Here is a 22,648-nt window from a genome sequence, read left to right as displayed (position 1 = left end):
GCGGCCCCGACGCGCCTGAACGGTTTATCTTACACCACCGGTGGTTCTTCAGGTGGTGGCGTCAAAACCGTGATGTCCATCCTGGCGATCTTGGATGCCGCGCGACCTTGCGCACCAGCATCCACGTCACCAGTTGCGGCAACCATGATTTTGGCGAGATGACCAACCGAGTCCGCGCTGCGACCTGGCGCAAAACCTTCGCCCGTTTCGGGCTTTCCCACTGCCGTTGGTTTTTCCGGTATTTGCCGATGTTGATTTGCGATCGCGGAAACCATTGAAACCTCCTGTGGTAACGCCTCGAACCTTATATTAGCTCTGACTGTTGTGAGGCTGACCTGGCGACCCCTGTGCCAACAGCCGCACTCATCACCGACCCGCTCTTGGCCGCTAGCCCAACTCTGCCGCATCGCACGAGGTCCACTGGACCCGGCGCTCAGCGCTAACTTGCACGCGGCTGACCGCCGCGCGATGCTGGCGCTTGGGTTGGAGAGAATCATGCGAAAAATTCTGATGTCAGGGCTGCTGTTCGCGGTCGCCATTTCCGCACACCCGGCTTGGGCGCTGGACAGCAGCGGCACGCCTGTAGTGGTGACGCCACTGGCATCACGCACGACGACCGCGTCCGGCCAGCCGATCACGCTGCCGCAGAAGAACGTGCAGGTGCTGGTGTCGACCTACGACATCGCGCCGGGCGCGACCTTGCCGGTCCACAGACACCCCTTCCCGCGCTACGCCTATGTCCAGGCCGGGACGCTGCAGGTCACCAATGTCGAGACCGGCAACAGCAACACGTACAAGACCGGCGATTTCATCATAGAAATGATCGGCCAGTGGCATCAGGCCACCAATATCGGCGATGGTCCCGTCAAGCTGCTGGTGATCGATCAGGTCGAGGAAGGCGCCAAGAACACTGAGCTGCGCCAGTAGCGGCCAAGGCCGGTATCCGTGCCCTGAGGCCGGGAGGAGGCGCTCCGCGCTTCGCCGCATCGTTGCGCACAGCCCACCCTGCCCCAAGCGCTTACCCCCAGGAGCCGACCATCTGCCGTGTCGTGGCGTTCAGTCGGTTGAAGGCGTTGATGAGCGCAATCTGGATGACCAGCGCGGCGAGCGCCTTTTCATCATAATGCCGGGCGGCCTCCTCCCAGACGTCGTCCGGCACCGCGTCCGGCCGGTCGGCAAGCCGTGTGCCGGCCTCGGCCAGCGCCAGCGCCGCGCGTTCCGCATCGGTGAAGTAAGGCGTCTCCCGCCATGCCGCCAACGCAAAGATGCGCTCGTCCTTTTCGCCGGCCTTCTTCAGTTCGCGCGCATGCATGTCGACGCAGAGGGCACAGTTGTTGATCTGGCTGGCGCGCAGATGGATCATCTTGCGCGTCACGTAAGGCACACCGGCCGCCTCGGTCGACTTGTCCAGCGCCAGCAGCGCCTGCAGGGAGCCGGGGATGAGGACGGCGGGGTTCTTGATCCTGGCTTGCATGGTCTTCTCCTTTGAAATCCTTTGAAAAGTTTCGTCGGGGCGTGTTTTGCCGCCCGGAAGCATGGCATCCGGATTTTCGAGTTTGAAAAGATTTCTCGGCTGCAACGCCGTGATGTCAGCCAATCCATAACTGATTGGCTATGGATTACTCATAACTATATGGTTATGGGAATGTCAAGCACGGAAATACCGCCTGGCCCAAGTGGCGGCGGGCTGTTCGCGCTTTCGCACCAACGGGCCCGATGCTAGGGCTGGCGACGACATCATGGATAGGATCGCCCCTTGACCAGAGAAACTCGCCTGCCGCTGATCGAAATCTGTGTCGAAGGCATTGACGGCCTGTTGGCAGCACAAGCTGCCGGCGCCGACCGGGTCGAACTGTGCGCCAGCCTTGTTGAAGGCGGAATCACGCCGAGCCTCGGCACGGTGCGCGCCGCCCTCGACCAGGCAAGTGTGCCGTTTCACGTCATGGTGCGGCCGCGCGGCGGCGATTTTCTCTACAGCGAAACCGAGTACGCCTCGATGCTCGCCGATGTCTCGGCACTGCGCGAGCTCGGCGTGCCGGGCGTGGTGTTCGGCTGCCTGAACGCCGATGGCACCATGGACGAGGCGCGCATGAGCGAACTGACGCAAGCCGCCGGCGCCTTGAACGTCACCTGCCACCGCGCCTTCGACATGACGCGCGACCCGGCCGAGGCGCTCGAATCGCTGATCCGCAGCAAGGTCGGCCGCGTGCTGACCAGCGGCCAGCGCGACACCGCGATCGAAGGCTTGCCGCTGTTGGCGGATCTGGTGCGGCAGGCCGGCGACCGCATCGTCATCCTCGGCTGCGGTGGGCTCGATTTGCACAACATCGCCGAAGTGCGCAGCAAAACCGGCCTGTCCGAAATGCATTTCGCCGCGCTGAAGGATGTGCCGAGCGCCATGGATTACCGCAATCCCCATGTCGGCATGGGCGGCTCCGACCTCGACCGCGAGTATCGCAACACGCTGACCGACACGCCACTGGTGGCGGCGACCATCGCGGCAGCCAAGGCATGACCGCAGCCCCTGCCCCGATAGCCCATGTAGCGGCCGAAGACGAAGCGGCGATCCTGGCGCTCAACAACGAGCATGCCGCCGAACTGTCGTGGCTGGAGGCTGAGCGGCTGTCTTTCCTGCTTGGCGAAGCATTTTACGCGCGCCGCATCGGCGATCTCGAAGCCTTCATCATGACCTTCGACCAGGACGCCCGATACGACAGCCCGAATTTCCTATGGTTCCGCGAACGCTACGAGCGCTTCGTCTATGTCGACCGGGTCGTCGTTGCGGCAGACGCGCGTGGCCGCGGTCATGCCCGCCGGCTCTATCAGGACCTGTTCGACCATGTCGCTCGCGCCGGCCACACACTGGTCACCTGCGAGGTCAACACCGACCCGCCCAATCCCGCCTCGGATGCCTTCCACGCCGCGCTCGGTTTCACTGAGGCCGGTGACGCGGTAATCCACGGCGGCAAGAAAGCGGTGCGCTACTACGTCAGGCAGATCACCGCCTGACCCGCCGCGCTGGTCACACAAGGAAGCCAGAGCTAATGTAGGTGTTTCCGCCAACCGGAGGAAACGCGATGCCGAGCAACGTCTTCCGCTTCGACGAAAGCTGGCACATCCCAGAAGGCACGCCGCAGGAAGTGTGGGAGGTGCTCTCGGATGCCGAGTTGCTGCCGCTCTGGTGGGGCGACGTCTACAAGGAAGTGGTGCCGCTCGACAGCAAGGGCAAGGCGACCATCGGTTCGCGTGCAAGAGCCAGGGCTCGTGGCGCCCTGCCCTATGAGTTGAATTTCATCATCGAAGCCGCGGAACTCGAACCCGGCCGGCTGGTGGTGGTGAAAACGCTTGGCGATTTCGACGGGCTGTGGCGGGCGGAGTTGTCGCCATCCGGCACCGGCACCCATGTGCAATTGACCTGGCAGGTCACGGTTCTGAGGCCGATCCTCAAATTCCTCGCACCGCTCCTGCGGCCGGCCTTTGCGTGGAACCATCGCTGGACGACGCCGCGCGGCGAAACCGGCCTGCGGCGGTATCTTGAGGCGCGGAAAAACAGTCCCTCGGCCTGACGAAACCGGCGGTATTCACCAGTTGCGGTTGAGCCATTCTCGCGCCGGGCGCTCGATGAGATAGTAGCTGCACAGCGCGCAGGCAAAGACGCCGGCCAGCATCGGGATCGGCGCGCTGCCTTGCTCATAGACGAATTTGTAGAACGGCTGCTGCCACAGATAGAGCGAGTACGACCACAGCCCCAGCGTTGCCATCGGCCAGGAGGACAGCAATCCGGAAAAATACCGTGGGCTGAAATCGAGCACATTGACGGCCAGAGCCAGCAGCGGGACGGCCAAGAGATAGTGGATCGGCGTCGGCACCGGATCGAGAAACAGCAAAACGGCGCAGATCGATGCCGCCAGGGCCACATGCTGGCCCCTCAGGACCGCCGGCAGCCTGCCATCGGCTTTGAGCAGGCAGATCGAAGCCGACAGCAGGATCGACGCGATATGCACGTCGGTGCGCCAATAGGTGGCTTCGTAGTCCAGCCCGAAGACCCAGTACGAAACCGCGCCGTTGGCCATGGCAAGCAGGGCCAGCGCCAGGAGCAGCACGACGACGCGAGAGCGGCTTGAGACGACGACGCTGATCAGCGCCAGGATGATATAGGCGTGCTCCTCGATGCAGAGCGACCAGATATGGTCGAGCGCCCCTGCCCGCGTCACGAGAATGCCGGCATAATTGTAGGTGAATGTCAGCGCCGTCAGCGCCGCCTTCCATTTGAAGGCGATGAACGTGCCGGACAGCGCAATCATCGCGACGACCACGAAGACCAGAAGAGCCGGATAGATGCGGGAAAAGCGGCGCTTGAAGAATTTCTTCAGCGGGTAGCGTTCGATGAACAGGATCTCGCCCATCAGCCGGCCGCTGAGCACGAAGAAGAATTCGACGCCAAGCACGCCGAGATTGATTCCGGGAACGGGAAAGAAATGGCCGATCAGCACCAGGGCGATCGACAGGCCGCGCCAGCCGTCGAGATAGGCCAGTCTTGTCCTGGCCGGTCTGTCGGCGACGGATCGGGACGGAACGGCGTGCGTCGCGGAGATGTCGGTCATGCCGATCCTTTCGCATTGGACATGCGAAAGGGCACGGCGGTACATTCCGAACCCGGCTCGCATTCCCGCCCCAGGCCATATTGCAGTGCAATATCGTTTTGTGCAAGTGCGAGATCGCTGCCGGATCAGTTCCGAGTAAAGTATCGGCGGGAATTGCTTCAAGCAGAGGATTGCCGCGCGGCGGCGAATCCATCAGCAAATGGACGGATACAGGTCGCCACACATGAAAAAGGGGCCACGGAGGCCCCTTTCCTTGTCCGCGACGACCAGCCGGTGTCAGGCGTTGGCTGCCGCAACCGCGCGCTTGGCCATCACCGCGATCAGATTGGCGCGGTAGTCGGCCGAGGCGTGAATGTCGGTCATCAGATTCTTCGCCGGCACTTTCACGCCGTCGAGTGACGAGGCCGCGAAATTCTTGGCCAATGCCGCCTCGATCTCCTTCGAGCGGAAGACGCCGTCGTCGCCGGCGCCGGTGACGGCGACGCTGACGCCATCCTTGCCCTTGGCCACGAACACGCCAACGATGGCGTAGCGCGATGCCGGGTTGCGGAATTTTTCGTAAGCCGCCTTGGCCGGCGCGGTGAAGGTGACGGCGGTGACGATCTCACCATCCTTCAACGAGGTCTCGAACAGGCCCTTGAAGAACTTGTCCGCCGCGATCTGGCGCTTGTTGGTGACGATGGTGGCGCCCAACGCCAGCAGCGCCGCCGGATAGTCGGCCGCCGGATCGTTGTTGGCGATCGAGCCGCCGATCGTCCCCTTGTGGCGCACCGCCGGATCGCCGATCAGCGATGCCAGATGGGCAAGTGCTGGACAGGCCTTCTTCAGCTTCTCGTCATTGGCAACGGCGTGATGCGTGGTCGCGGCGCCGATGGTGACGGTCTTGCCCGACACCTTGACGCCCTGCAGCTCCTTGATCCGCGACAGGTCGACAAGGTCGGACGGTGCGGCGAGCCGCGTCTTCATCGCCGGGATCAGCGTCATGCCGCCCGACAGCAGCTTGGCGTCACCCGTCTTGATCAGCTTGGCGGCATCAGTGACCGAGGCGGCGCGGTGATAGTTGACCGAATACATGCTCGTTCCTCCTCAGTGTTTCGCCGCGCGGATCGCAGCCCACACGGTGGACGGCGAAGCGGGCATGGCAAGATCATTGCTGCCGATGGCGTCGGTGATGGCGTTGATCACCGCCGGCGGCGAGCCGATGGCGCCGGCCTCACCGCAGCCCTTGATGCCGAGCGGATTGCCCGGGCACGGCGTGTTCGAGGTCGAAACCTTGAACGACGGCAGGTCGCTGGCGCGCGGCATGGTGTAGTCCATGTAGCTCGCGGTCAAAAGCTGGCCGCTGTTGTCATAGTGGGCGCCTTCGAGCAGCGCCTGGCCGATGCCTTGCGCCAATCCGCCATGCACTTGGCCCTCGACGATCATCGGGTTGATGATGTTGCCGAAGTCGTCGGCGGCGACGAACTGGATGATCTCGGTCATGCCGGTTTCCGGGTCGACCTCGACCTCGCAGATGTAGCAGCCGGCCGGGAAGGTGAAGTTCGACGGATCGTAAAATGCCGTCTCCTTCAGCCCGGGCTCCATGCCGCCCGGCAGATTGTGGGCGGTGTAGGCGGCGAGCGCCATCTGGAACCACGGTACGTTCTTGTCGGTGCCGGCGACCTTCAGCGCGCCGTTCTCGATGATGATGTCGCCCTCGTCGGCTTCGAGCAGGTGTGCCGCGATCTTCTTGGCCTTGGCCTCGACCTTGTCGAGCGCCTTGACGATGGCCGACATGCCGACAGCACCCGAGCGCGAGCCATAGGTGCCCATGCCCATCTGCACCTTGTCGGTGTCGCCATGCACGATCGAGACGGAATCGAGTGGCACGCCGAAGCGCTCGTTGACCAGTTGCGCGAAGGTCGTCTCATGGCCCTGGCCGTGGCTGTGCGAGCCGGTCAGCACCTCGATCGTGCCGACGGCATTGACGCGCACCTCGGCACTTTCCCAAAGGCCGACGCCGGCGCCGAGCGAACCAACCGCCGCCGACGGCGCGATGCCGCAGGCTTCGATGTAGCAGCTCATGCCGATGCCTCGCAGCAGGCCCTTCTTGGCGGCGGCGGCCTTGCGCTTGGCAAAGCCGGCATAGTCCGACGCCTTCATCGCCGCGTCGAGCGAAGCCGCGTAGTCGCCGGCGTCATAGCACATGATGACCGGCGTCTGATGCGGGAACGAGGTGACGAAGTTCTTGCGGCGCAACTCGGCCGGTGAGACGCCGAACTGACGCGCGGCGGTCTCCATCATGCGTTCCATGACGAAGGTCGCTTCCGGCCGCCCTGCCCCGCGATAGGCATCGACGGGCGCGGTGTTGGTGTAGATCGCCTTCACATTGGCGTGGATGGCGGGGATGTTGTACTGGCCTGACAGCAGCGTCGCATAGAGGTAGGTCGGCGTCGCCGACGAGAACAGCGACATGTAGGCGCCGAGATTGGCTTTGGTCTCGACCTTCAGGCCAACAATCCTGTGGTCCTTGTCGAAGGCCATTTCGGCATGGGTGTGATGGTCGCGGCCATGCGCGTCGGTCAGGAAACTCTCTGTACGGTCGGCCACCCATTTGACCGGCACGCCGGTTTTCTTCGACGCCCACAGGCAGACGATCTCTTCGGGATAGATGTAGATCTTCGAGCCGAAGCCGCCGCCGACGTCGGGCGCAATCACACGCAGCTTGTTTTCCGGCGCGACGTTGTAGAAGGCGCTCATCACCAGCCGCGCCACATGCGGGTTCTGCGACGTCGTCCAGCAGGTATAGTGATCTTCCGCCTTGTCGTAGTGGCCAAGCGCGGCGCGCGGCTCCATGGCGTTGGGCACCAGCCGGTTGTTGATGATGTCCATCTTGACCACATGGGCCGCGGTCTTGAAGGCTGCGGCCGTGTCGTCGGCATTGCCGATGTCCCAGTCGAAGATCAGATTGTTGTCGGCCTCGGGGTGGATCTGCGGCGCGCCCTTGTCCATCGCCTTGGAGGCATCGACGACGGCCTTCAGCTCCTTGTAGGTGATCTCGACCGCCTCGGCGGCGTCGCGCGCCTGCCCCTTGGTCTCGGCCACGACGATGACCACGGCATCGCCGACATAACGGACCCGGTCGAAAGCCAGTGGCGACCACGCCCCCATCTTCATCGGCGAGCCGTCCTTGGAATGGATCATCCAGCCGCAGATGAGGTTGCCTATGCCGTCGGCCTTGAGCTCCTTGCCGGTCAGCACGCCGATGACGCCGGGCATGCCTTGAGCCTTTTTGACATCGATCTTCTTGATCTGCGCATGCGCGTGCGGACTGCGCACGAAGGCCGCATGTTTCATGCCGGGAACCACCATGTCGTCGACGTAGCGGCCGGCGCCGGTGATGAACCTTTTGTCTTCCTTGCGCGCGACCCGAGCGCCAACACCTTCAATGCCCATATGAAATTCCTCCCGAGATTGTAGGGGAGTAGGTGAATAGGGCAGTACGGCAGTAGGGAAAAATTGGCTCCGATTCCCCTATTGCCGTACTGCCTTACTGCCCTACTGCCTCGTTCATGCCGCTTGTTTCGCCTTGCCCTTCGCCACCTTGGACATCGTCTTCGATGCGGCGAGAATCGCCTTGACGATGTTGTGGTAGCCGGTGCAGCGGCAGATGTTGCCTTCGAGCTCGGCGCGCACCGTCGCCTCGTCGAGGCCTTCGGGGTGGCGGCTGATCATGTCTGTCGCCGTCATGATCATGCCTGGCGTGCAGAAGCCGCATTGCAGCCCGTGATGTTCCTTGAAGGCGGCCTGCACCGGATGCAGGTCGGCGCCATTGGCCAGGCCCTCGATCGTCACCACGGTCGAGCCGGAGGCCTGCACCGCGAGCATCGAGCAGGATTTGACCGCCTTGCCGTCGACATGGACGACGCAGGCGCCGCATTGCGAGGTGTCGCAACCGACATGCGTTCCGGTAAGGCCGAGATTTTCCCGCAGGAAGTGAACCAGAAGCGTTCGGTCCTCGGCAGCACCGCTGACCCGTTTTCCGTTCACCATCAACGAAACGTCCGACATGAATCCTCCCTGGGTATCAACCTTGGTCATCACGCTGCTGACGCGGTGTTGGCGCATCAGCCATCCGTTATTCGTACACCGCACAACGCACAAAAAACAGCACGTCGCAAAACGCGACACATTGTACTTTCGGTCATGACCGAGCCCAAACATGCAGTCCCGGTCGCCCCATTGCCAAACTACCGATTGAGGGCAACAATGTTGGCCGACGCCCGCGCGCCAGAAGCATGTAAAAACAGCCGCGCACAAAAAATGCGTCGGAGGAAATGCGGAGAACATCGCTGGCCAGTTCACGGACGCGCTATGCATGCGGCCTGTCGGCGCTCACCACGGACGAGCCCGACATGGAGGCGTTCGCCAGGGCGATCGCGCAGGAGGCAGCCGCCATCGACGCCGGCTTTGCCCTGCTGTTCTTTTCCCAGAGCCTGGTCGAGGCCAGCACCCTTTCCGAGGCGCTGATGACCCACGCGCCGGCGCTGCACCACGCCGGCTGCTCGACCGCCGGCGAGATCACGCCGCAAGGCCTCGAGGATGGCCACGTGCTCGCCATGCTGCTTCCGTCCGCCACGTTCACCGCCGTCAGCGTGATGGTCGACAATCTGTCGTCGTCAGGCATGGACAGGATCACCAGCGAGGTCGAGGCCTTGCGGCGATCATTGCGCGCGCGACTGGGTTGCGACCGCACCAAAGGCACGTTCGCACTCTGCTTCATCGACGGGCTCTCCTATGCCGAGGAAGCGGTGAGTTCGGCCATCCATTGGGGTCTCGACGACATACCGCTGCTTGGCGGCTCGGCCGGCGACGATTTGAAATTCGAGACGACGCGCCTGATCTCGAACGGCAAGGTCACCTCCGACAGCGCCATCATCGTGCTGATATCAACCGAAATTCCCTTCCATGTCTTCAAGACCGACAATTTCGTTCCTACCGACGAAAAGCTGGTGGTGACGGCGTCCGATCCCGATCACCGCATCGTGCGCGAATTCAACGCAACCAATGCGGCGGAGGAGTATGCCGCCTCGGTAGGCATCATCCCGCAGACGCTGACGCCGCTGAGCTTTGCCTCGCATCCGGTGGTGGTGAAGGTGGGCGGCGAATATTACTGCCGGTCGATCCAGAAGATGCATCCCGACGGCTCGCTGTCGTTCTTCTGCGCCATAGACGATGGCGTCGTGCTGTCGATCGCCCAACCCAAGGACATGGTCGAATCGACGCGCGCGGCACTGCGCGATGTCGAGGAGAGGCTTGGCAGCATCGACATGATCCTCGGCTTCGACTGCGTGCTGCGCCGGCTCGATGCGCGCAACCGGCAAGTGTTTCGCGATATCTCGGAGCTCTACCGGGTCAACAATGTCATCGGCTTCGGCACCTATGGCGAACAGTACCGGTCGATGCATCTGAACCAGACTTTTACCGGCATCGCCTTTGGCGAGCGCCAGGCGGCGGAATAGGACGGCGCAACGAGATGCCGCTGCGGGACATAAACGATCTTGAAAAGCTGAAGAAGATCAACGCGGCGCTGGTCAGCCGCGTCGAGCGCTCGATGGACCAGCAAGGCAACGCCTTCTCGCTGTTCCAGACCGCGATTTCGCTGGAAAACCGGGTGCGCACACGCACCGAGGAGCTGCACTCGACCTTGCGCCGGCTGGAGCAGTCCAACATCGACCTCAGCGCCGCCAAGGAAAACGCCGAACTGGCGAACCTGTCGAAAACCCGCTTTCTCGCCGCCGCAAGCCACGACGTGCTGCAGCCGCTGAACGCCGCCCACCTTTCGGTTTCGGCGCTCGCCGAAGTGCAGACCAGCGACGAGGGCAAGAAACTGGTGCGGCAGGTCGAGCGCTCGCTGGAGACGATGGAGGACCTGCTGCGCACGCTGCTCGACATCTCCAAGCTCGATGCCGGCGTGGTGCAGCCCGACATAGGCGACGTCAGCCTGGAGGCGCTGTTCTCGTCGCTGCGCTCGGATTTCCTGCCGGTGGCGGAACTGAAGGGGCTGTCGCTGAAATTCCGGCCGGTCAATGCCGTGGTGCGCTCCGACCGCACGCTGCTGCGCCGCATCCTGCAGAACATTCTGTCCAACGCGCTTGGCTACACACGCTCGGGCGGCGTGCTGGTCGGCACCAGGCATCGCGGCGACACCATCCGCATCGACGTCGCCGACACCGGCTGCGGCATTCCCGACGACCAGCGCGAGGCGGTGTTCGAGGAATTCCATCGCGGCACCTCGTCGGCCAATGCCGAACTGGACGGCGGCGGTCTCGGGCTGGGGCTGGCCATCGTGCGCCGCATGGCCAGCGCGCTCGGCCATCCCGTGACGTTTTCATCGAAGGTCGGGCGCGGCACGATCTTCCACATCGATGTTCCCGTCGGCATCGGCGCCCCGGCCGACGCCATCGCCAGCCTTGCCGACATGGAACGGCCGCGCGGCTACGGCCTGTTCGGCACCAAGGTGCTGCTCGTCGAGAACGATATCGAAGTGCTGCAGGCCATGACCTTCCTGCTCGAACGCTGGCAATGCCTGGTGCGGGCCGCGACCTCGACCGACGATGCCCTCGACATGCTCGGCGACACCGACTGGGTGCCCGATATCGTCATTGCCGACCAGCACCTCGACGGCGGCGATCTCGGCACCGCCACCATCGCCGAAGTCCGCGACTATCTCGGCCGCGCCGTGCCGGCGCTGATCGTCACCGCCGACAGTTCCGAAGCCGTCGCCAAGGCGGCCCGCGCCGGCGGCATAGAACTGATGCGCAAGCCGCTGAAGCCGGCACAATTGCGGGCGCTGCTGGCGCATCTGTTGGCTTAGAACCCCCCTCACGCGCTATTTCGATCGTCTTGAAAGGTGCGCGTCCTCCCGCAAATAAGTCTGTGGATATTCCTGATGTGACGGCTTGGTGTCGTATCGGCCAAGTGAAGGAGGAATATCCTAGAGCAACTGGGTCGGGGGGATTCATGAACAGGTTGCTTGTTGGCGCGGTTTTTCTTGCCGCTGGTGTATTCGGCGCGGATACATCTTTCGTCTCTTATATTAGGGGAAATGCAGGCATAAGTGCTCTTGCGCAAGAAGCGCAAAGCACTTCGCCTCACCTTGGCGCGCCTGCCGGCTACGGCAATGGCGGCGCGGCTCTGGGCAGCGGGAAGCCGGCCAATGGCACGCCAGCGTCAGGTGGGGTGGCCACCGGTAATCCGGATGCGGCGGCCAAGATTGGCGCCAAGCCGGCCGATGCCAAGGCAACCGACGCCAAGCCGACAGATGCCAAAACCACCAACACAAAGACGACGGATGCCAAATCCGGCACGGCCGCGAAGCCGACCGATGCCGAAGCAGCGCCTGAAGCGCTGGCGGCGGCCGCGACGGCTGCCGAGACTGACAGCGGCGCTGCCGAGGCTGTCGGCACGCCGAAGGTGGATCTGCCGAAGGCTGGCGGCAACGGCAACCTTGGCTATTCCATCGGCATCGATGTTACCGCGTTCCACGGCATCGAGCCGCAGATCGCGCTCACCTACAACTCGTCGCGCAAGACCAAGCTTGGCGGTCTCTACCAGGGCTGGCTGGGCTATGCCTGGGGCCTCGATGGGTTTGATGTCATCGAGCGGGCAAGCCCGGGCTATGGCATGCCTGCCTTTGATGGCAACGATATCTACCTGCTCGACGGTCAGGCGATGGTCGCCTGCACCGCCGGCATGATATCGCCGTCCTGCGCGACCGGCGGCACGCACGCGACCGAGAATGAATCCTATCGCCGCATTGCGTACAACGGCACCGCCAGTGAATGGAAGGTGACGGACAGGGATGGCACTGTCTCGGTTTTCAAGTCGGTCGGGGTCGTTGCAGGTTCCTCCGCGCCCGACGCAAACCTCGCCTTCGCCTACCGCTGGGTGCTGACTTCGGTCACCGACACCAATGGCAACACCGTCACCTATGGCTACTCTTGCCCGACAGTGCCGGTCTGCTACCCCACGACGATCAGCTACAACGGCACAGGCGGTGCAGACATCGCGGACGGCGCGTTCGTCTGGCTTCACTATGAGCAGAGGCCAGATACGATCCTGATGGGCAATGGTCTCGGCATTTCCGAGACGAACTTGCGCTTGAAGACGATCAGTGTCTGGGTCAGCCATAGTCTGCGTGGCGCCTACAGGATGATCTACGACCAGGCGCCATTCTCCAACGCCTCGCGGCTCACCAAGGTTGCCCGCTTCGGCAGCGAGTGGACTGTCGCATCCAACGGCGACATCACTGGCAGTGGCAGCTCGAAATGGATCGGCCAGATGGCCTATCAGGACGCGGGCTGGAACTACACAACCGTCAACACGCCGATCTACGAGCACATCCCGGCGTTCGGCGACAATCCAAGCTATGGGAACCCACAAGAAGCCCGAGACGTCAACTTCGATGGCCGCGATGAGCTTTGTTGCGCATATTCGGAGACGACAACGACGACTACGAATGGCGGCGGCGGATCGAGTGGAGACCACACTCAATATAAGACAAGAACATCACAAAATTATAAGAGAATAATCAAATTTGGCATCGATGGAGCCCCGTCGGATGTAAAGACATTGTTTGCCGGCACGACGTCGACCACGACGACAAACAATGCCAGCGTTCCTGGATGGGCGAGCCCCCCTGGTTTGACCGCACTCGATCCCGGACGCTTTCTGGCCACCAAGAACGCGGTGGATTTTGCCCAGTATCAGCAGTCGAGCGTGGATTACTGTCATAGTACACATGACGGTCAGGTCTGTACCTCCCAGTATTCAGCCACCCCCTCTCTGGTGTTGACAGACGCCAATCTGGCGATGACCACGGTTCCTTGCAATCCAGCACCCGCCGGATATGAGTCCGTATGCAGCAGCTTGCCCAGCTACAGCAATGTGTCTTCACCTCCCGTAAGCCCGTCGTTTGTGGCTGACACGAATGGCGATGGAATCGATACGCTGGAATTTAAAGGCGGCACTTTTTCCGATACGATCATGGGCGTTGGGGATTTTCTCGGCAATGGCAAGCAACAGCCGTTGTTCATGACGAGCAATTCTCTGAAGAAGGGCGTCCTTTCCAGCGGCAAATGGCAAGCTGGCGGAACGGCATTCGGCGTCCCTTGCGCGTTTACCACTTTGCTCCCTGGCTCGTGCGTCTTCGCCGACATCAATGGGGACGGCGCAACGGATATTGCGAGATACAGGGCCAGTGTCGACGAGATCACCGTCTACTTGTCGACAGGTATCGGCTTCAAAAGCTACGCGACTGCCACCAATATTTTAGGCGGCCAAGCCATCCTGGGTGACTTTGATAATGATGGAAGGACCGACGTATTTACGCTGAGCGACAGCGTCGATGTCCCTCCAGGCCAAATACGGTCAGTCAAGGTCTACTCCCTCCAACCGTCCTCATCAGCGGCCTACGTTGCGGTCAACCTCCCTAGCCCGGCAACGATGGTTGCCGTCGGAACCGTGATCGGCGACTTCAACGGCGATGGTCTGCCTGACTTCACCAACTACAGCAGCATGATCATCTCGAACGCCGGCACCGGCAATCCGAACCTCCTGCGTTCAGTGGTGACGGAACTCGGTGGAACGGTCGCGGCGGAATACGCGCCGTCGTCGACCTGGGTGAACAACTACCTGCCGCAGGTGGTGCATGCGGTGTCGAAGCTTTCGGTGGGCGACGGCCGTGGCCAGACGGCGGTGAGCACCTACACCTATGCCGGCGGCAAATACGATCCCGCGGCGCGCAAGTTCCTGGGCTTTGCCTCGATCGTCGAGACCAGACCGCTGGCCAATGGCGAGACGGCGCCCTCGAAGATCGAGACCACCTATCGGCAGGATCTCGCAAGCTACGGCCTGCCGTCGCTGACGGTGTGGAAAGACGGCACAGGTGTCGCCCACAAGCAAGTGGCGGAGACCTATGCGGTCAACACGGCGACCAAACCCTACACGGTGCAGAACACGGCGACCGACACCACGCTGACCGAGAACCTAACGCGCACGCTCCGGGTCGAGCGCGGCTTTGACACCTATAACAATGTCATCAGCCTCAAGGACTATGGCCGCACCGATCTCAGCGGCGACGAGACCTGGACGGAACGCTTCTTCTCGCCCAACACCAGTGCTTACATCGTCACGGCCCCGATCGCCGAGCGTACGCATGCCGGGCTCACCAGCACCGACCCCTATGTCAGCTACAGGCATAATTTCTACGATGGTAGCACCGACATCTGGGCGGTACCGGCCAAGGGCAATCCGACATGGGTGGTGACCTTCAGCGATGTCTCCTCTGGTAAGCTGGTACATCAGTATTTTGCCTATGACGCCTATGGCAACAGGATCTCGGCCACCAATGGCCTCGGTCACAAGACCGAGTGGGATTATGACGCGACCTATCATCTCTATCCGGTAGCCGAGCGGGCACCGCGCTATTTTGCCACCGGCGGCCAGACGGCTGACACGCGCTTTGTCTCGACCGCCACCTACAATGCCGTATGCGGTCTGCCGGCGACGAAGACCGACCCAAACGGCATCATCAAGACCTTCACCTACGATGCGTTCTGCCGACCCTACCAGGTCTCACAGAACGTGCTTGGCGCCTATGCCAGAACGCAGTTGGTGAACGAAGGCAATCCAACGGCGCAAGCGCTGATCAAGTACACGCCGCTGCCCAATGGCGCTGGCGAGGATTTTACCATCTCCTGGTATGACGGGCTTGGCCGGGTCTATCGCGTGGAAACGCCCGGTGAGACGGCGGCTGGGCCAAGGCGAATTGCCGATACCGACTACGATCCGCGCGGCAATGTGCTGCGCACCGCCTTCCCGCGCTTTGTCGACGATGCCGCGCAATGGACCACCAACTTCTACGACTGGGCCGACCGGCTGATAAAGACGGTCAATCCGGATGCGAGCCAGCGCAGCTACCTGCACGACATGGCCACCGCGGCCGGCACGCCCAACCCTCGGCTTTACGGGGTGACGCTGACCGACGAACTCGGCCACCTGACCAGAACCCCGTCGACGACACGCGGCGACATTGCCGCCTTCATCCGCGATCAAGCCGGCCTCAACCTAACGGAGAGCCGAGGCTACGATCTTCTCGGTCGCCTGATCGGCGTCACCGATCCCGGCGGCTCGACCTGGACCTACACCTACGACATGGTCGGCAACCGGCTGTCGGCGTCGGATCCCGATCTGGGCACCTGGACCTATGTCTATGATGCCGCCAACCGCCTGATCAGCCAGACCGATGCCAGGGGCACGGTCACCACCCTCGCCTACGACCAGATGGACCGGTTGACGCTGAAGACGGCAACCGCGCCTGGCGGCAGCCCGGTGACACTGACGCAGAACACCTATGATCAGGCGGCGGCAGGTTATTACAACATCGGCCAGCTGACCCGCTCGGAAAACGCTGCTGCCGTCCAGCTCTACAATTATGACGGTCTCGGCAAAATTGCCCGCCAGGATGCCACCATCGCAGGCATCACCCACACTACGGTCACCGTCCGCGACGGCTCCGGCCAGACTGTGTATGCTCAGTATTTTCCCGTTCAGCTCGACTTCGGTTCGAACGCCAACCGCCTGCGATATACCGCAGCCAACCAGCTCACTGCCGCTCCCGGCTTCATCCCCTCGACGCTCTACGAGGCTGACGGCCAGACCAGGGAGATCACCTACGCCAATGGCGTCAAAACGTCCTTCACCTACTCGCCGACCCGCCGCTGGCTGACGAGGATAAGCACGGCACTCGGCGCCACCCCGCTGATGGACCGGCAGTATGTGCGCGACAATCTTGGCCGCATCACCAACATTATCGGGCTGACGCCCGCCGGCACAGGTAGCTGGAACTATGTCTATGACAACGCCGACCGGCTGATCTCGGCCGACAATCTCGGCGACAACACGCTGGACGAAACCTTCGTCTATGCCGCCAACGACAATCTGACCTCGCGCACCCGTGTCGCCGGCACCTATGTCTATCCCTCGGCGAACTCCGCTCGTCCGCACGCGCCGATCTCAGTCGGCGCCAACGAGATGGCCTATGACGCCAACGGCAATCTGACCTCCGACGGCAGCCGAACGCTGATCTGGGACGAGGCCAACCGTCTGAAGACGGTCACGCGCGCCTCCAACACCGTCAATCTCGCCTACGGACCTGACGGAGCGCGAGCCAGGAAGTCATCGAGCTTCGCGACGACGCTCTATCCCGACGCCAATGTCGAGATCAATCCGGCGACGCCGGGCGCGGAAATATACACCCGCTACCCCCACCCCGACATCAAGGTCGTCGGCACCACAAAATACTTCCTGCACCGTGAGCACCTCGCCTCGGTGCGCCTGGTCACCGACATCTCAGGCAATATTGCCGAGCAGACCTACTACGCCACCTATGGCGAGAGCCTCATCACCGGCTTCCAGACGCAAAAGGGCTACATCGGCGAGCGCTTCGATCCCGAGACCGGGCTGCTGTATCTCAACGCGCGATATATGGATCCGGTGCTGGGGCGGTTTATCTCGCCGGATGATTGGGATCCGACATTGCCGGGGGTTGGGACCAATCGGTATGCCTATGCCCAGAATGACCCGGTCAACAAAAGCGATCAGAATGGGCATGGAGCCCTGGATGCGGTCAATGCTTACAATGCCGCGAAGGGCTTGTTGGGGGGCAACGAAAGGCAGGGAGGAGGTACGGACAAATCCACTTCCCAATCATCGAGCGCACCAGACGACACATCTGGCCCCCCCTCGCTCCTCGACAACGCTCGGAAAGCATACCTTGCGCACGGAAAATTGACACTTGGGGCGTTGATCACTGCCGGTTCAATAGGTTTCGGAGTTGGATCGGATTTAGTCACGGATGGCGCGGCGGTGCCGGCAACTACAGCGCCGGCAGTCGCAGGGGCTGCATTGGGCACTGGGCTGATGGCCGATGCGATGAAGGACCTCAAGGAAGCAATTTTTGGTCCATCGCATATGTCTAACAATGCGTCGAAATCACAGAACACCGAAAAGTCACCGAACCAATTGAACAAGGAAATTGAGAAAGGTAGAGCTCCAAAGGGTGCGGAACGTGTCGATATCGGCAAAATTAAGGGAGAGCAAACTCACATCCACTTTGATGACGGTTCGGCTCTTAATAAGGATGGAACTTGGAAACACGGATCCAGCGATCTATCAGAATCAATGAAGAGTTGGCTTGGTCAAAATGGATGGGCGTTACCGAAATGACAAAAAAAAACACTATCTATTCATGGTTGGATCGCGCGATCTCCAATCGAGATGGAAAAGAAAAATCTGCACATTTGACTGATTTTTTGGAATATACGCCAAGATTATTAGTCGGTGTCGATTTTGCGAAGTATGTATACGACATTGTTGAGACACCTGACATCTATCTGAGAGAAAGCGATGAAAAAGACGTAAATATTTTTATAGTTGTCTATATTCCAATTGGAGCTTCGAATGAGATTAACCTGTTTAGCCAAGATATATGGCAAAAATTAAGACCGATGAAAGAGCCGCCGTCGCTTTATGTGTTTAAAAGCGAAATTTTTTTCGATGAAAATATGGAGGAGTATAGAAGACCTATCTCAATCCCATTTCAATGCGATCCAAGCGATTGTGCGCTATTTAGGTCTTTCAGGGATATGGAGGCGATCGCTAAAGAATGGGAGTTCACGACGGGTATTTACCTCATAAAAAAACTGCTCGACCGTCGGGAATTACGGTGACAGTGCACTTTTTCTCTAGGTTGCCCGGCTATCGTTGTGAGAGCGCCCCCGCTCCGCTTCGCGGGACGACCCTCGCATGCGAGGACGGCGGGCCTCAAAACCCAGCCTGATCGCGAAACAGCTCCGCATTGTCCAGCTTCGAAACCTCGATCACCGCTTGCGTGCGGCTGTAGACATTGAGCTTACGCAATATCTCCGAGACATGCGCCTTAACCGTGGTCTCTCCCACCTGCAGTTCATAGGCGATCTGCTTGTTGAGCAGGCCCTGGCGCAGCATCTGCAGCACGCGCAGCTGTTGCGGCGTCAGCGTTGACAGGCGCTGCACCATGTCGGAATTACGGTGACAGTGCACTTTTTTCATGTTCACCCGGCCCCTCGCTATGTGTAGATTGACCGCATGGCCCGCCTCGCCCGCATTGTCGTTCCCGGTCTGCCGCACCACGTAACCCAGCGGGGTAACGGGCGCGCCAAAGTGTTTTTCACGCCCGAGGACTATGCGCTCTACAAAAACCTCCTGGTCGAGCATTGCCGCGTCGCCGATGTTGGCATCTGGGCGTGGTGCCTGATGCCGAATCATGTGCACCTGATCCTGACGCCGGCCGACCCGGATGGCTTGCGTCGTGCGCTCGCCAAGGTGCACCGCACCTATGCGGGGACCATTCACGCGCGGCAAAAGAAAACCGGGCATTTCTGGCAAGGCCGCTTCGGCGCCGTCGCGATGGACGAGAATCACCTTTTGTCGGCGGTACGCTATGTCGGGCTGAACCCCGTGCGCGCGCGACTGGTGAAACAGGCGGCGGATTGGCCCTGGTCAAGCGCTCGGGCACATCTGACGGACGAACCCGACGGTGTTACGGACCTAGGGCCGATGAAGGACCGGTTGCCGTCGTCGACTGGGCTGTTCGATCTGCTCGAGACGGATGTCGCGACTTTCGACGCCCTGCGTAAGGCCGAGAGCATCGGTCGGCCGGTGGGCGGCGAAGCATTTCTGAACCGGATTGCCGGCCAACTTGGAAAAGCCGTGAAGCCGGGAAAGCGAGGCAGGCGGCGAAAAGAAAATAGTGCACTGTCACCGTAATTCGTAAATCAACGCCGGAACGAGCAAAAGATGAACAGTGGCAATGATTCTCAGAGAGATCTTGACCATCAGGATCGAATAGATAGAGAGGTTGGCTTTCTAGGTCAGATAAATGATAAAAAGAAAGGCTACTGAGATGCCAGATAGCGCTGAAGAAATATTTAGAAAGATCATGGTCGGTGGCCCTCACAGGGGGTTAACTAATGACTTGCTTTTCCATCTACACAAAGGGTTCCGTGTTGACGTCATTCGCGACTTGATTAAATCGGATAACCCGCACGCAAGCAGTGCGGGAGTGTTCCTGCTTGAGGAAATGCGAGAAGCGGCAGCATCGCTCAGGGATGTGGCATTGGAGCTAAACAACAGTCCAGACGCATGGCGCCGGAGAGTTTTTGTGCGCTTTGCGGCCTCCATTGCAGAAGTAGATGATGATGTTTTGAAAAAGGTCTACGAACGCTTAGGTGACCTAGATTTAAGTGTAAGATGCGCAGTCATTGAGTGGGTTGTGCTCGCCTCCGTGAAGGATACCTTAAGCTTGTGCAAATTGGCTCTTTTCGATTTTGGTGGAGGCCTGAATGACGCAATAACAAAGCTATCAACTTTGGATCCAGAAAGAAGAAGGGATATTAGAGCCCTCTATATCGGTCTTCTTATGAAGAATGGGGTCAAGAGTGATATTATATTTGATAAAGTAAAATTTGAAGATAGTTTTACTGTATGCTATTTTTCAACTAAATTCGGAAAGCGAAAATTGAAGTTTTCACCTTAGGAATTGTGGCGACAGGCGCATCTGGCAGGTGAGCCCGATGGCGTTACCGATCGGAAACGCGGTGACAGTGCACTTTTTACCATGTTCGCCCGGCCATTGTTGAGCGTGGTGGGTGCGGCGCGCCCCCCACCCCGCTCCGCTTCGCGGATCGACCCTCCCCACAGGAGGGAGGGTAAAGATCAAAACCCCGCCTGATCCCTGAAAAGCTCCGCATTGTCCAGCTTCGAAACCTCGATCACCGCCTGCGTGCGGCTGTACACATTGAGCTTGCGCAAAATCTCCGACACATGCGCCTTGACCGTCGTCTCTCCCACCTGCAGCTCGTAGGCGATCTGCTTGTTGAGCAGGCCCTGGCGCAGCATCTGCAGCACGCGCAGCTGTTGCGGCGTCAGCGTCGACAGGCGCTGCACCATGTCGGCGCGGTCGACGCTTTCGGCGTCGGGCGTGCGGCCTTCATAGGTTTCCGGCACATAGATCGCGCCTTCCATCACCGAGCGTATGGCGGCGGCAAGGTCGCTCTTGCGCGCCGATTTCGGAATGAAGCCGGCAGCACCATAGGACAGCGCCTCGGAAATGATCTTCGGCTCCTCATGGCCCGAGACGATCACCACCGGCAGGCGCGGATAGCGGGTCCTGAGCTGCAGCAGGCCTTCGAAGCCGTGCACGTCGGGCATCGAGAGGTCGAGCAGCGCGAGGTCGAAAGGCTTGGCGCCGGCCAGCAGATCGAGCGCCTCGGTGATCGAGCGCGCCTCCACCGTGTCGACTTCCGGATAGGCCATCTGCACCGCGCTGTGCAGCGCCTCGCGAAACAGCGGGTGGTCATCGATGATCAGGAACCGGGCGCGATCGTGTGTGGCGGTCATGGGGGTTCATTTCAGTTCGTGGGCGATGAGAATAACCCCGCCACCATGGCCAGATTATTGCCAAATAGTATATCGCCATCTCCGGCGGAAAGTGCTGCCGGCACTTTCTCGGCCAAATCGCCTTGCCCGGGCGCCCAAATCGGTCGAATGTTCCGGCAACCAGGCAGAGACCCACATGACAGACTTCGTCCTTCCCCTGCCCGCGATCCCGTCTGTGGCCGTTGCGGGCTCGTCCGAGCGTTTCGCGGTGCGCCGCATCTTCTGCGTCGGCCGCAACTACGCGGCGCATGCCCGCGAGCTCGGCAATGACGAGCGCGATCCGCCCTTCTTCTTCACCAAGCCGGCCGACGCGGTGGTCGATTCCGGCACTGATATCCCCTACCCGCCGCTGACGGCCAATCTGCATCACGAAATCGAACTGGTCGCCGCGATCGGCAAAGCCGGCTTCCGCATTCCCCGCGAACAGGCGCTGGACCATGTCTGGGGTTATGGCGTCGGCATCGACCTCACCCGCCGCGACCTGCAGGACGAGGCCAAGAAGGCCGCCCGTCCGTGGGACTGGTCGAAGGCGTTCGACCGCTCCGCGCCTTGCGGCCCGCTGACGTCAGCACAAAAATCCGGCCATCCGCAGAAGGGCCGCATCTGGCTCGCCGTCAACGGCAAGGTCAGGCAGGATGCCGACCTCTCCGAGCTGATCTGGCCGATATCGGACATCGTGTCGATCTGCAGCGAGGCGATGGAGCTGGAGCCCGGCGACCTGATCTTCACCGGCACGCCGGCCGGTGTCGGCGCGGTCAGCCCCGGCGACACGATGACGGGCGGCGTCGACGGCATCGGCACGATCGAGATAACCATTGGCCAGCCGAAGTGAGCGCATGAGCGAACTCGTCCTGCACAACTACTATCGCTCCTCCACCTCCTATCGGGTGCGGATCGCGCTGGAGATGAAGGGGCTGAGCTACGACTACGTCCCGCATCATCTGCGCCACGGCGAGCATCTGGAGCCGGCCTATCTCGCGGTCAATCCGCAAGGGCTGGTGCCGGCGCTGATCCTCGGCGACGGCACGCTGCTGACGCAATCGCTGGCAATCATCGAATTCCTCGACGAGACAAGACCGGAGCCACCGCTGCTGCCGAGGGATGCGGCCGGCCGGGCACGGGTGAGAATGCTGGCGCAGATGATCGCCTGCGACATCCACCCGGTGAACAATCTGCGCGTGCTGACCTCGCTGCGCACCCTGTTCGGCGCCGGCGACGAGGACATCACCAACTGGTTCCGTCACTGGGTGAACGAAGGCTTTCAGCCGCTTGAAAAGATCCTGGCTTCGTCACCCGAGACCGGAGAATTCTGCCATGGCGACGCGCCGGGCCTGGCTGACATCTGCCTGGCCGCGCAGATTGCCAGCAACGCCCGCTTCGGGGTCGATCTGACGCCCTACCCGACGATCGCGCGCATCAACGCCGCCTGCATGGCGCTGCCGGCCTTCCAAAAGGCCGCGCCCCAGAACCAGATCGATGCCGAATAGGCTTCATCGGCCCACGCGTGGCGTCGGCGCCGGAGG

Annotated in this window: 19 protein-coding genes and 1 pseudogene; 12 read left to right on the top strand and 8 right to left on the bottom strand. The window is 61.2% G+C overall.

Going from position 1 to position 22,648, the window contains the following annotated elements:
- Positions 1-29: 29 nt before the first annotated feature.
- Positions 30-275 carry a hypothetical protein gene (locus HB777_09800; GenBank protein ID QND64175.1) on the bottom strand — a complete coding sequence of 82 codons (246 nt, stop codon included), beginning with the start codon at positions 273-275 and terminating at the stop codon, positions 30-32.
- 220 nt (positions 276-495) lie between these two features.
- On the opposite strand from HB777_09800, the gene HB777_09795 reads away from it, so the two are divergent.
- Positions 496-927, top strand: a complete 432-nt coding sequence (locus HB777_09795; protein ID QND64174.1) for a cupin domain-containing protein — start codon at positions 496-498, stop codon at positions 925-927.
- Between the two features lie 91 nt (positions 928-1,018).
- Here the strand turns inward: HB777_09795 and HB777_09790 are convergent, their stop codons facing one another.
- Positions 1,019-1,474 (bottom strand): carboxymuconolactone decarboxylase family protein, encoded by a 456-nt coding sequence (locus tag HB777_09790; protein QND64173.1) that lies wholly within the window; start codon positions 1,472-1,474, stop codon positions 1,019-1,021.
- Between the two features lie 282 nt (positions 1,475-1,756).
- On the opposite strand from HB777_09790, the gene HB777_09785 reads away from it, so the two are divergent.
- The 3 genes from HB777_09785 to HB777_09775 all read left to right on the top strand — a co-directional run bounded on the left by HB777_09785 (position 1,757) and on the right by HB777_09775 (position 3,566).
- Positions 1,757-2,515, top strand: coding sequence for a copper homeostasis protein CutC (locus HB777_09785; GenBank protein QND64172.1), 759 nt, complete (start codon positions 1,757-1,759; stop codon positions 2,513-2,515).
- The gene (locus HB777_09780) at positions 2,512-3,009 is read left to right on the top strand and encodes a GNAT family N-acetyltransferase (GenBank protein ID QND64171.1); all 498 of its coding nucleotides are present in this window, start codon (positions 2,512-2,514) and stop codon (positions 3,007-3,009) included. The genes HB777_09785 and HB777_09780 overlap by 4 nt, the downstream gene beginning before the upstream one ends.
- 68 nt (positions 3,010-3,077) lie before the next feature.
- Complete coding sequence (locus HB777_09775) at positions 3,078-3,566, top strand: hypothetical protein (GenBank protein ID QND64170.1); 489 nt, start codon at positions 3,078-3,080, stop codon at positions 3,564-3,566.
- 15 nt (positions 3,567-3,581) lie between these two features.
- Here the strand turns inward: HB777_09775 and HB777_09770 are convergent, their stop codons facing one another.
- The 4 genes from HB777_09770 to HB777_09755 form a co-directional block, all read right to left on the bottom strand.
- Positions 3,582-4,604 carry an acyltransferase gene (locus HB777_09770; protein QND64169.1) on the bottom strand — a complete coding sequence of 341 codons (1,023 nt, stop codon included), beginning with the start codon at positions 4,602-4,604 and terminating at the stop codon, positions 3,582-3,584.
- Between the two features lie 276 nt (positions 4,605-4,880).
- Positions 4,881-5,678 carry a xanthine dehydrogenase family protein subunit M gene (locus HB777_09765; protein QND64168.1) on the bottom strand — a complete coding sequence of 266 codons (798 nt, stop codon included), beginning with the start codon at positions 5,676-5,678 and terminating at the stop codon, positions 4,881-4,883.
- Between the two features lie 12 nt (positions 5,679-5,690).
- Entirely contained in the window at positions 5,691-8,039 is a 2,349-nt protein-coding gene (locus HB777_09760) for a xanthine dehydrogenase family protein molybdopterin-binding subunit (GenBank protein QND64167.1), read from the bottom strand.
- Positions 8,040-8,153: 114 nt separating this feature from the next.
- Positions 8,154-8,654: a (2Fe-2S)-binding protein gene (locus HB777_09755; protein ID QND64166.1), complete on the bottom strand. Its 501-nt coding sequence runs from the start codon at positions 8,652-8,654 to the stop codon at positions 8,154-8,156.
- 266 nt (positions 8,655-8,920) lie between these two features.
- Between HB777_09755 and HB777_09750 the strand changes: the two genes are divergently transcribed.
- The 4 genes from HB777_09750 to HB777_09735 all read left to right on the top strand — a co-directional run bounded on the left by HB777_09750 (position 8,921) and on the right by HB777_09735 (position 18,376).
- Positions 8,921-10,105, top strand: a complete 1,185-nt coding sequence (locus tag HB777_09750; GenBank protein QND64165.1) for a hypothetical protein — start codon at positions 8,921-8,923, stop codon at positions 10,103-10,105.
- Positions 10,106-10,119: 14 nt separating this feature from the next.
- On the top strand, positions 10,120-11,460 hold the full coding sequence (locus HB777_09745) for a hybrid sensor histidine kinase/response regulator (protein ID QND64164.1): 1,341 nt from the start codon (positions 10,120-10,122) through the stop codon (positions 11,458-11,460).
- A gap of 146 nt (positions 11,461-11,606) precedes the next feature.
- Positions 11,607-17,873 carry a hypothetical protein gene (locus tag HB777_09740; protein ID QND64163.1) on the top strand — a complete coding sequence of 2,089 codons (6,267 nt, stop codon included), beginning with the start codon at positions 11,607-11,609 and terminating at the stop codon, positions 17,871-17,873.
- On the top strand, positions 17,855-18,376 hold the full coding sequence (locus HB777_09735; protein QND64162.1) for a hypothetical protein: 522 nt from the start codon (positions 17,855-17,857) through the stop codon (positions 18,374-18,376). The genes HB777_09740 and HB777_09735 overlap by 19 nt, the downstream gene beginning before the upstream one ends.
- Before the next feature lie 94 nt (positions 18,377-18,470).
- Here the strand turns inward: HB777_09735 and HB777_09730 are convergent.
- A pseudogene (locus HB777_09730) lies at positions 18,471-18,710 on the bottom strand (response regulator transcription factor).
- 63 nt (positions 18,711-18,773) lie between these two features.
- Here HB777_09730 and HB777_09725 point away from each other — a divergent pair.
- On the top strand, positions 18,774-19,454 hold the full coding sequence (locus HB777_09725; GenBank protein ID QND64161.1) for a transposase: 681 nt from the start codon (positions 18,774-18,776) through the stop codon (positions 19,452-19,454).
- 112 nt (positions 19,455-19,566) lie between these two features.
- A complete protein-coding gene (locus HB777_09720; GenBank protein QND64160.1) occupies positions 19,567-20,223 on the top strand; it encodes a hypothetical protein in 657 nt (218 codons plus the stop codon).
- Between the two features lie 179 nt (positions 20,224-20,402).
- Here the strand turns inward: HB777_09720 and HB777_09715 are convergent, their stop codons facing one another.
- Positions 20,403-21,086: a response regulator transcription factor gene (locus HB777_09715; GenBank protein ID QND64159.1), complete on the bottom strand. Its 684-nt coding sequence runs from the start codon at positions 21,084-21,086 to the stop codon at positions 20,403-20,405.
- A 175-nt stretch (positions 21,087-21,261) separates the two neighbouring features.
- On the opposite strand from HB777_09715, the gene HB777_09710 reads away from it, so the two are divergent.
- Both HB777_09710 and maiA read left to right on the top strand, forming a co-directional pair.
- A complete protein-coding gene (locus HB777_09710; GenBank protein QND64158.1) occupies positions 21,262-21,957 on the top strand; it encodes a fumarylacetoacetate hydrolase family protein in 696 nt (231 codons plus the stop codon).
- A gap of 4 nt (positions 21,958-21,961) precedes the next feature.
- Positions 21,962-22,612 (top strand): maleylacetoacetate isomerase, encoded by a 651-nt coding sequence (gene maiA / locus HB777_09705; GenBank protein QND64157.1) that lies wholly within the window; start codon positions 21,962-21,964, stop codon positions 22,610-22,612.
- Positions 22,613-22,648: the final 36 nt, after the last annotated feature.

Source organism: Mesorhizobium loti (genome assembly GCA_014189435.1).
Taxonomy (GTDB): Bacteria; Pseudomonadota; Alphaproteobacteria; order Rhizobiales; family Rhizobiaceae; genus Mesorhizobium; species Mesorhizobium loti_G.
The sequence above is the reverse complement of the archived record's forward strand: the minus strand, read 5'-3'. Positions and strand labels throughout refer to the sequence as shown.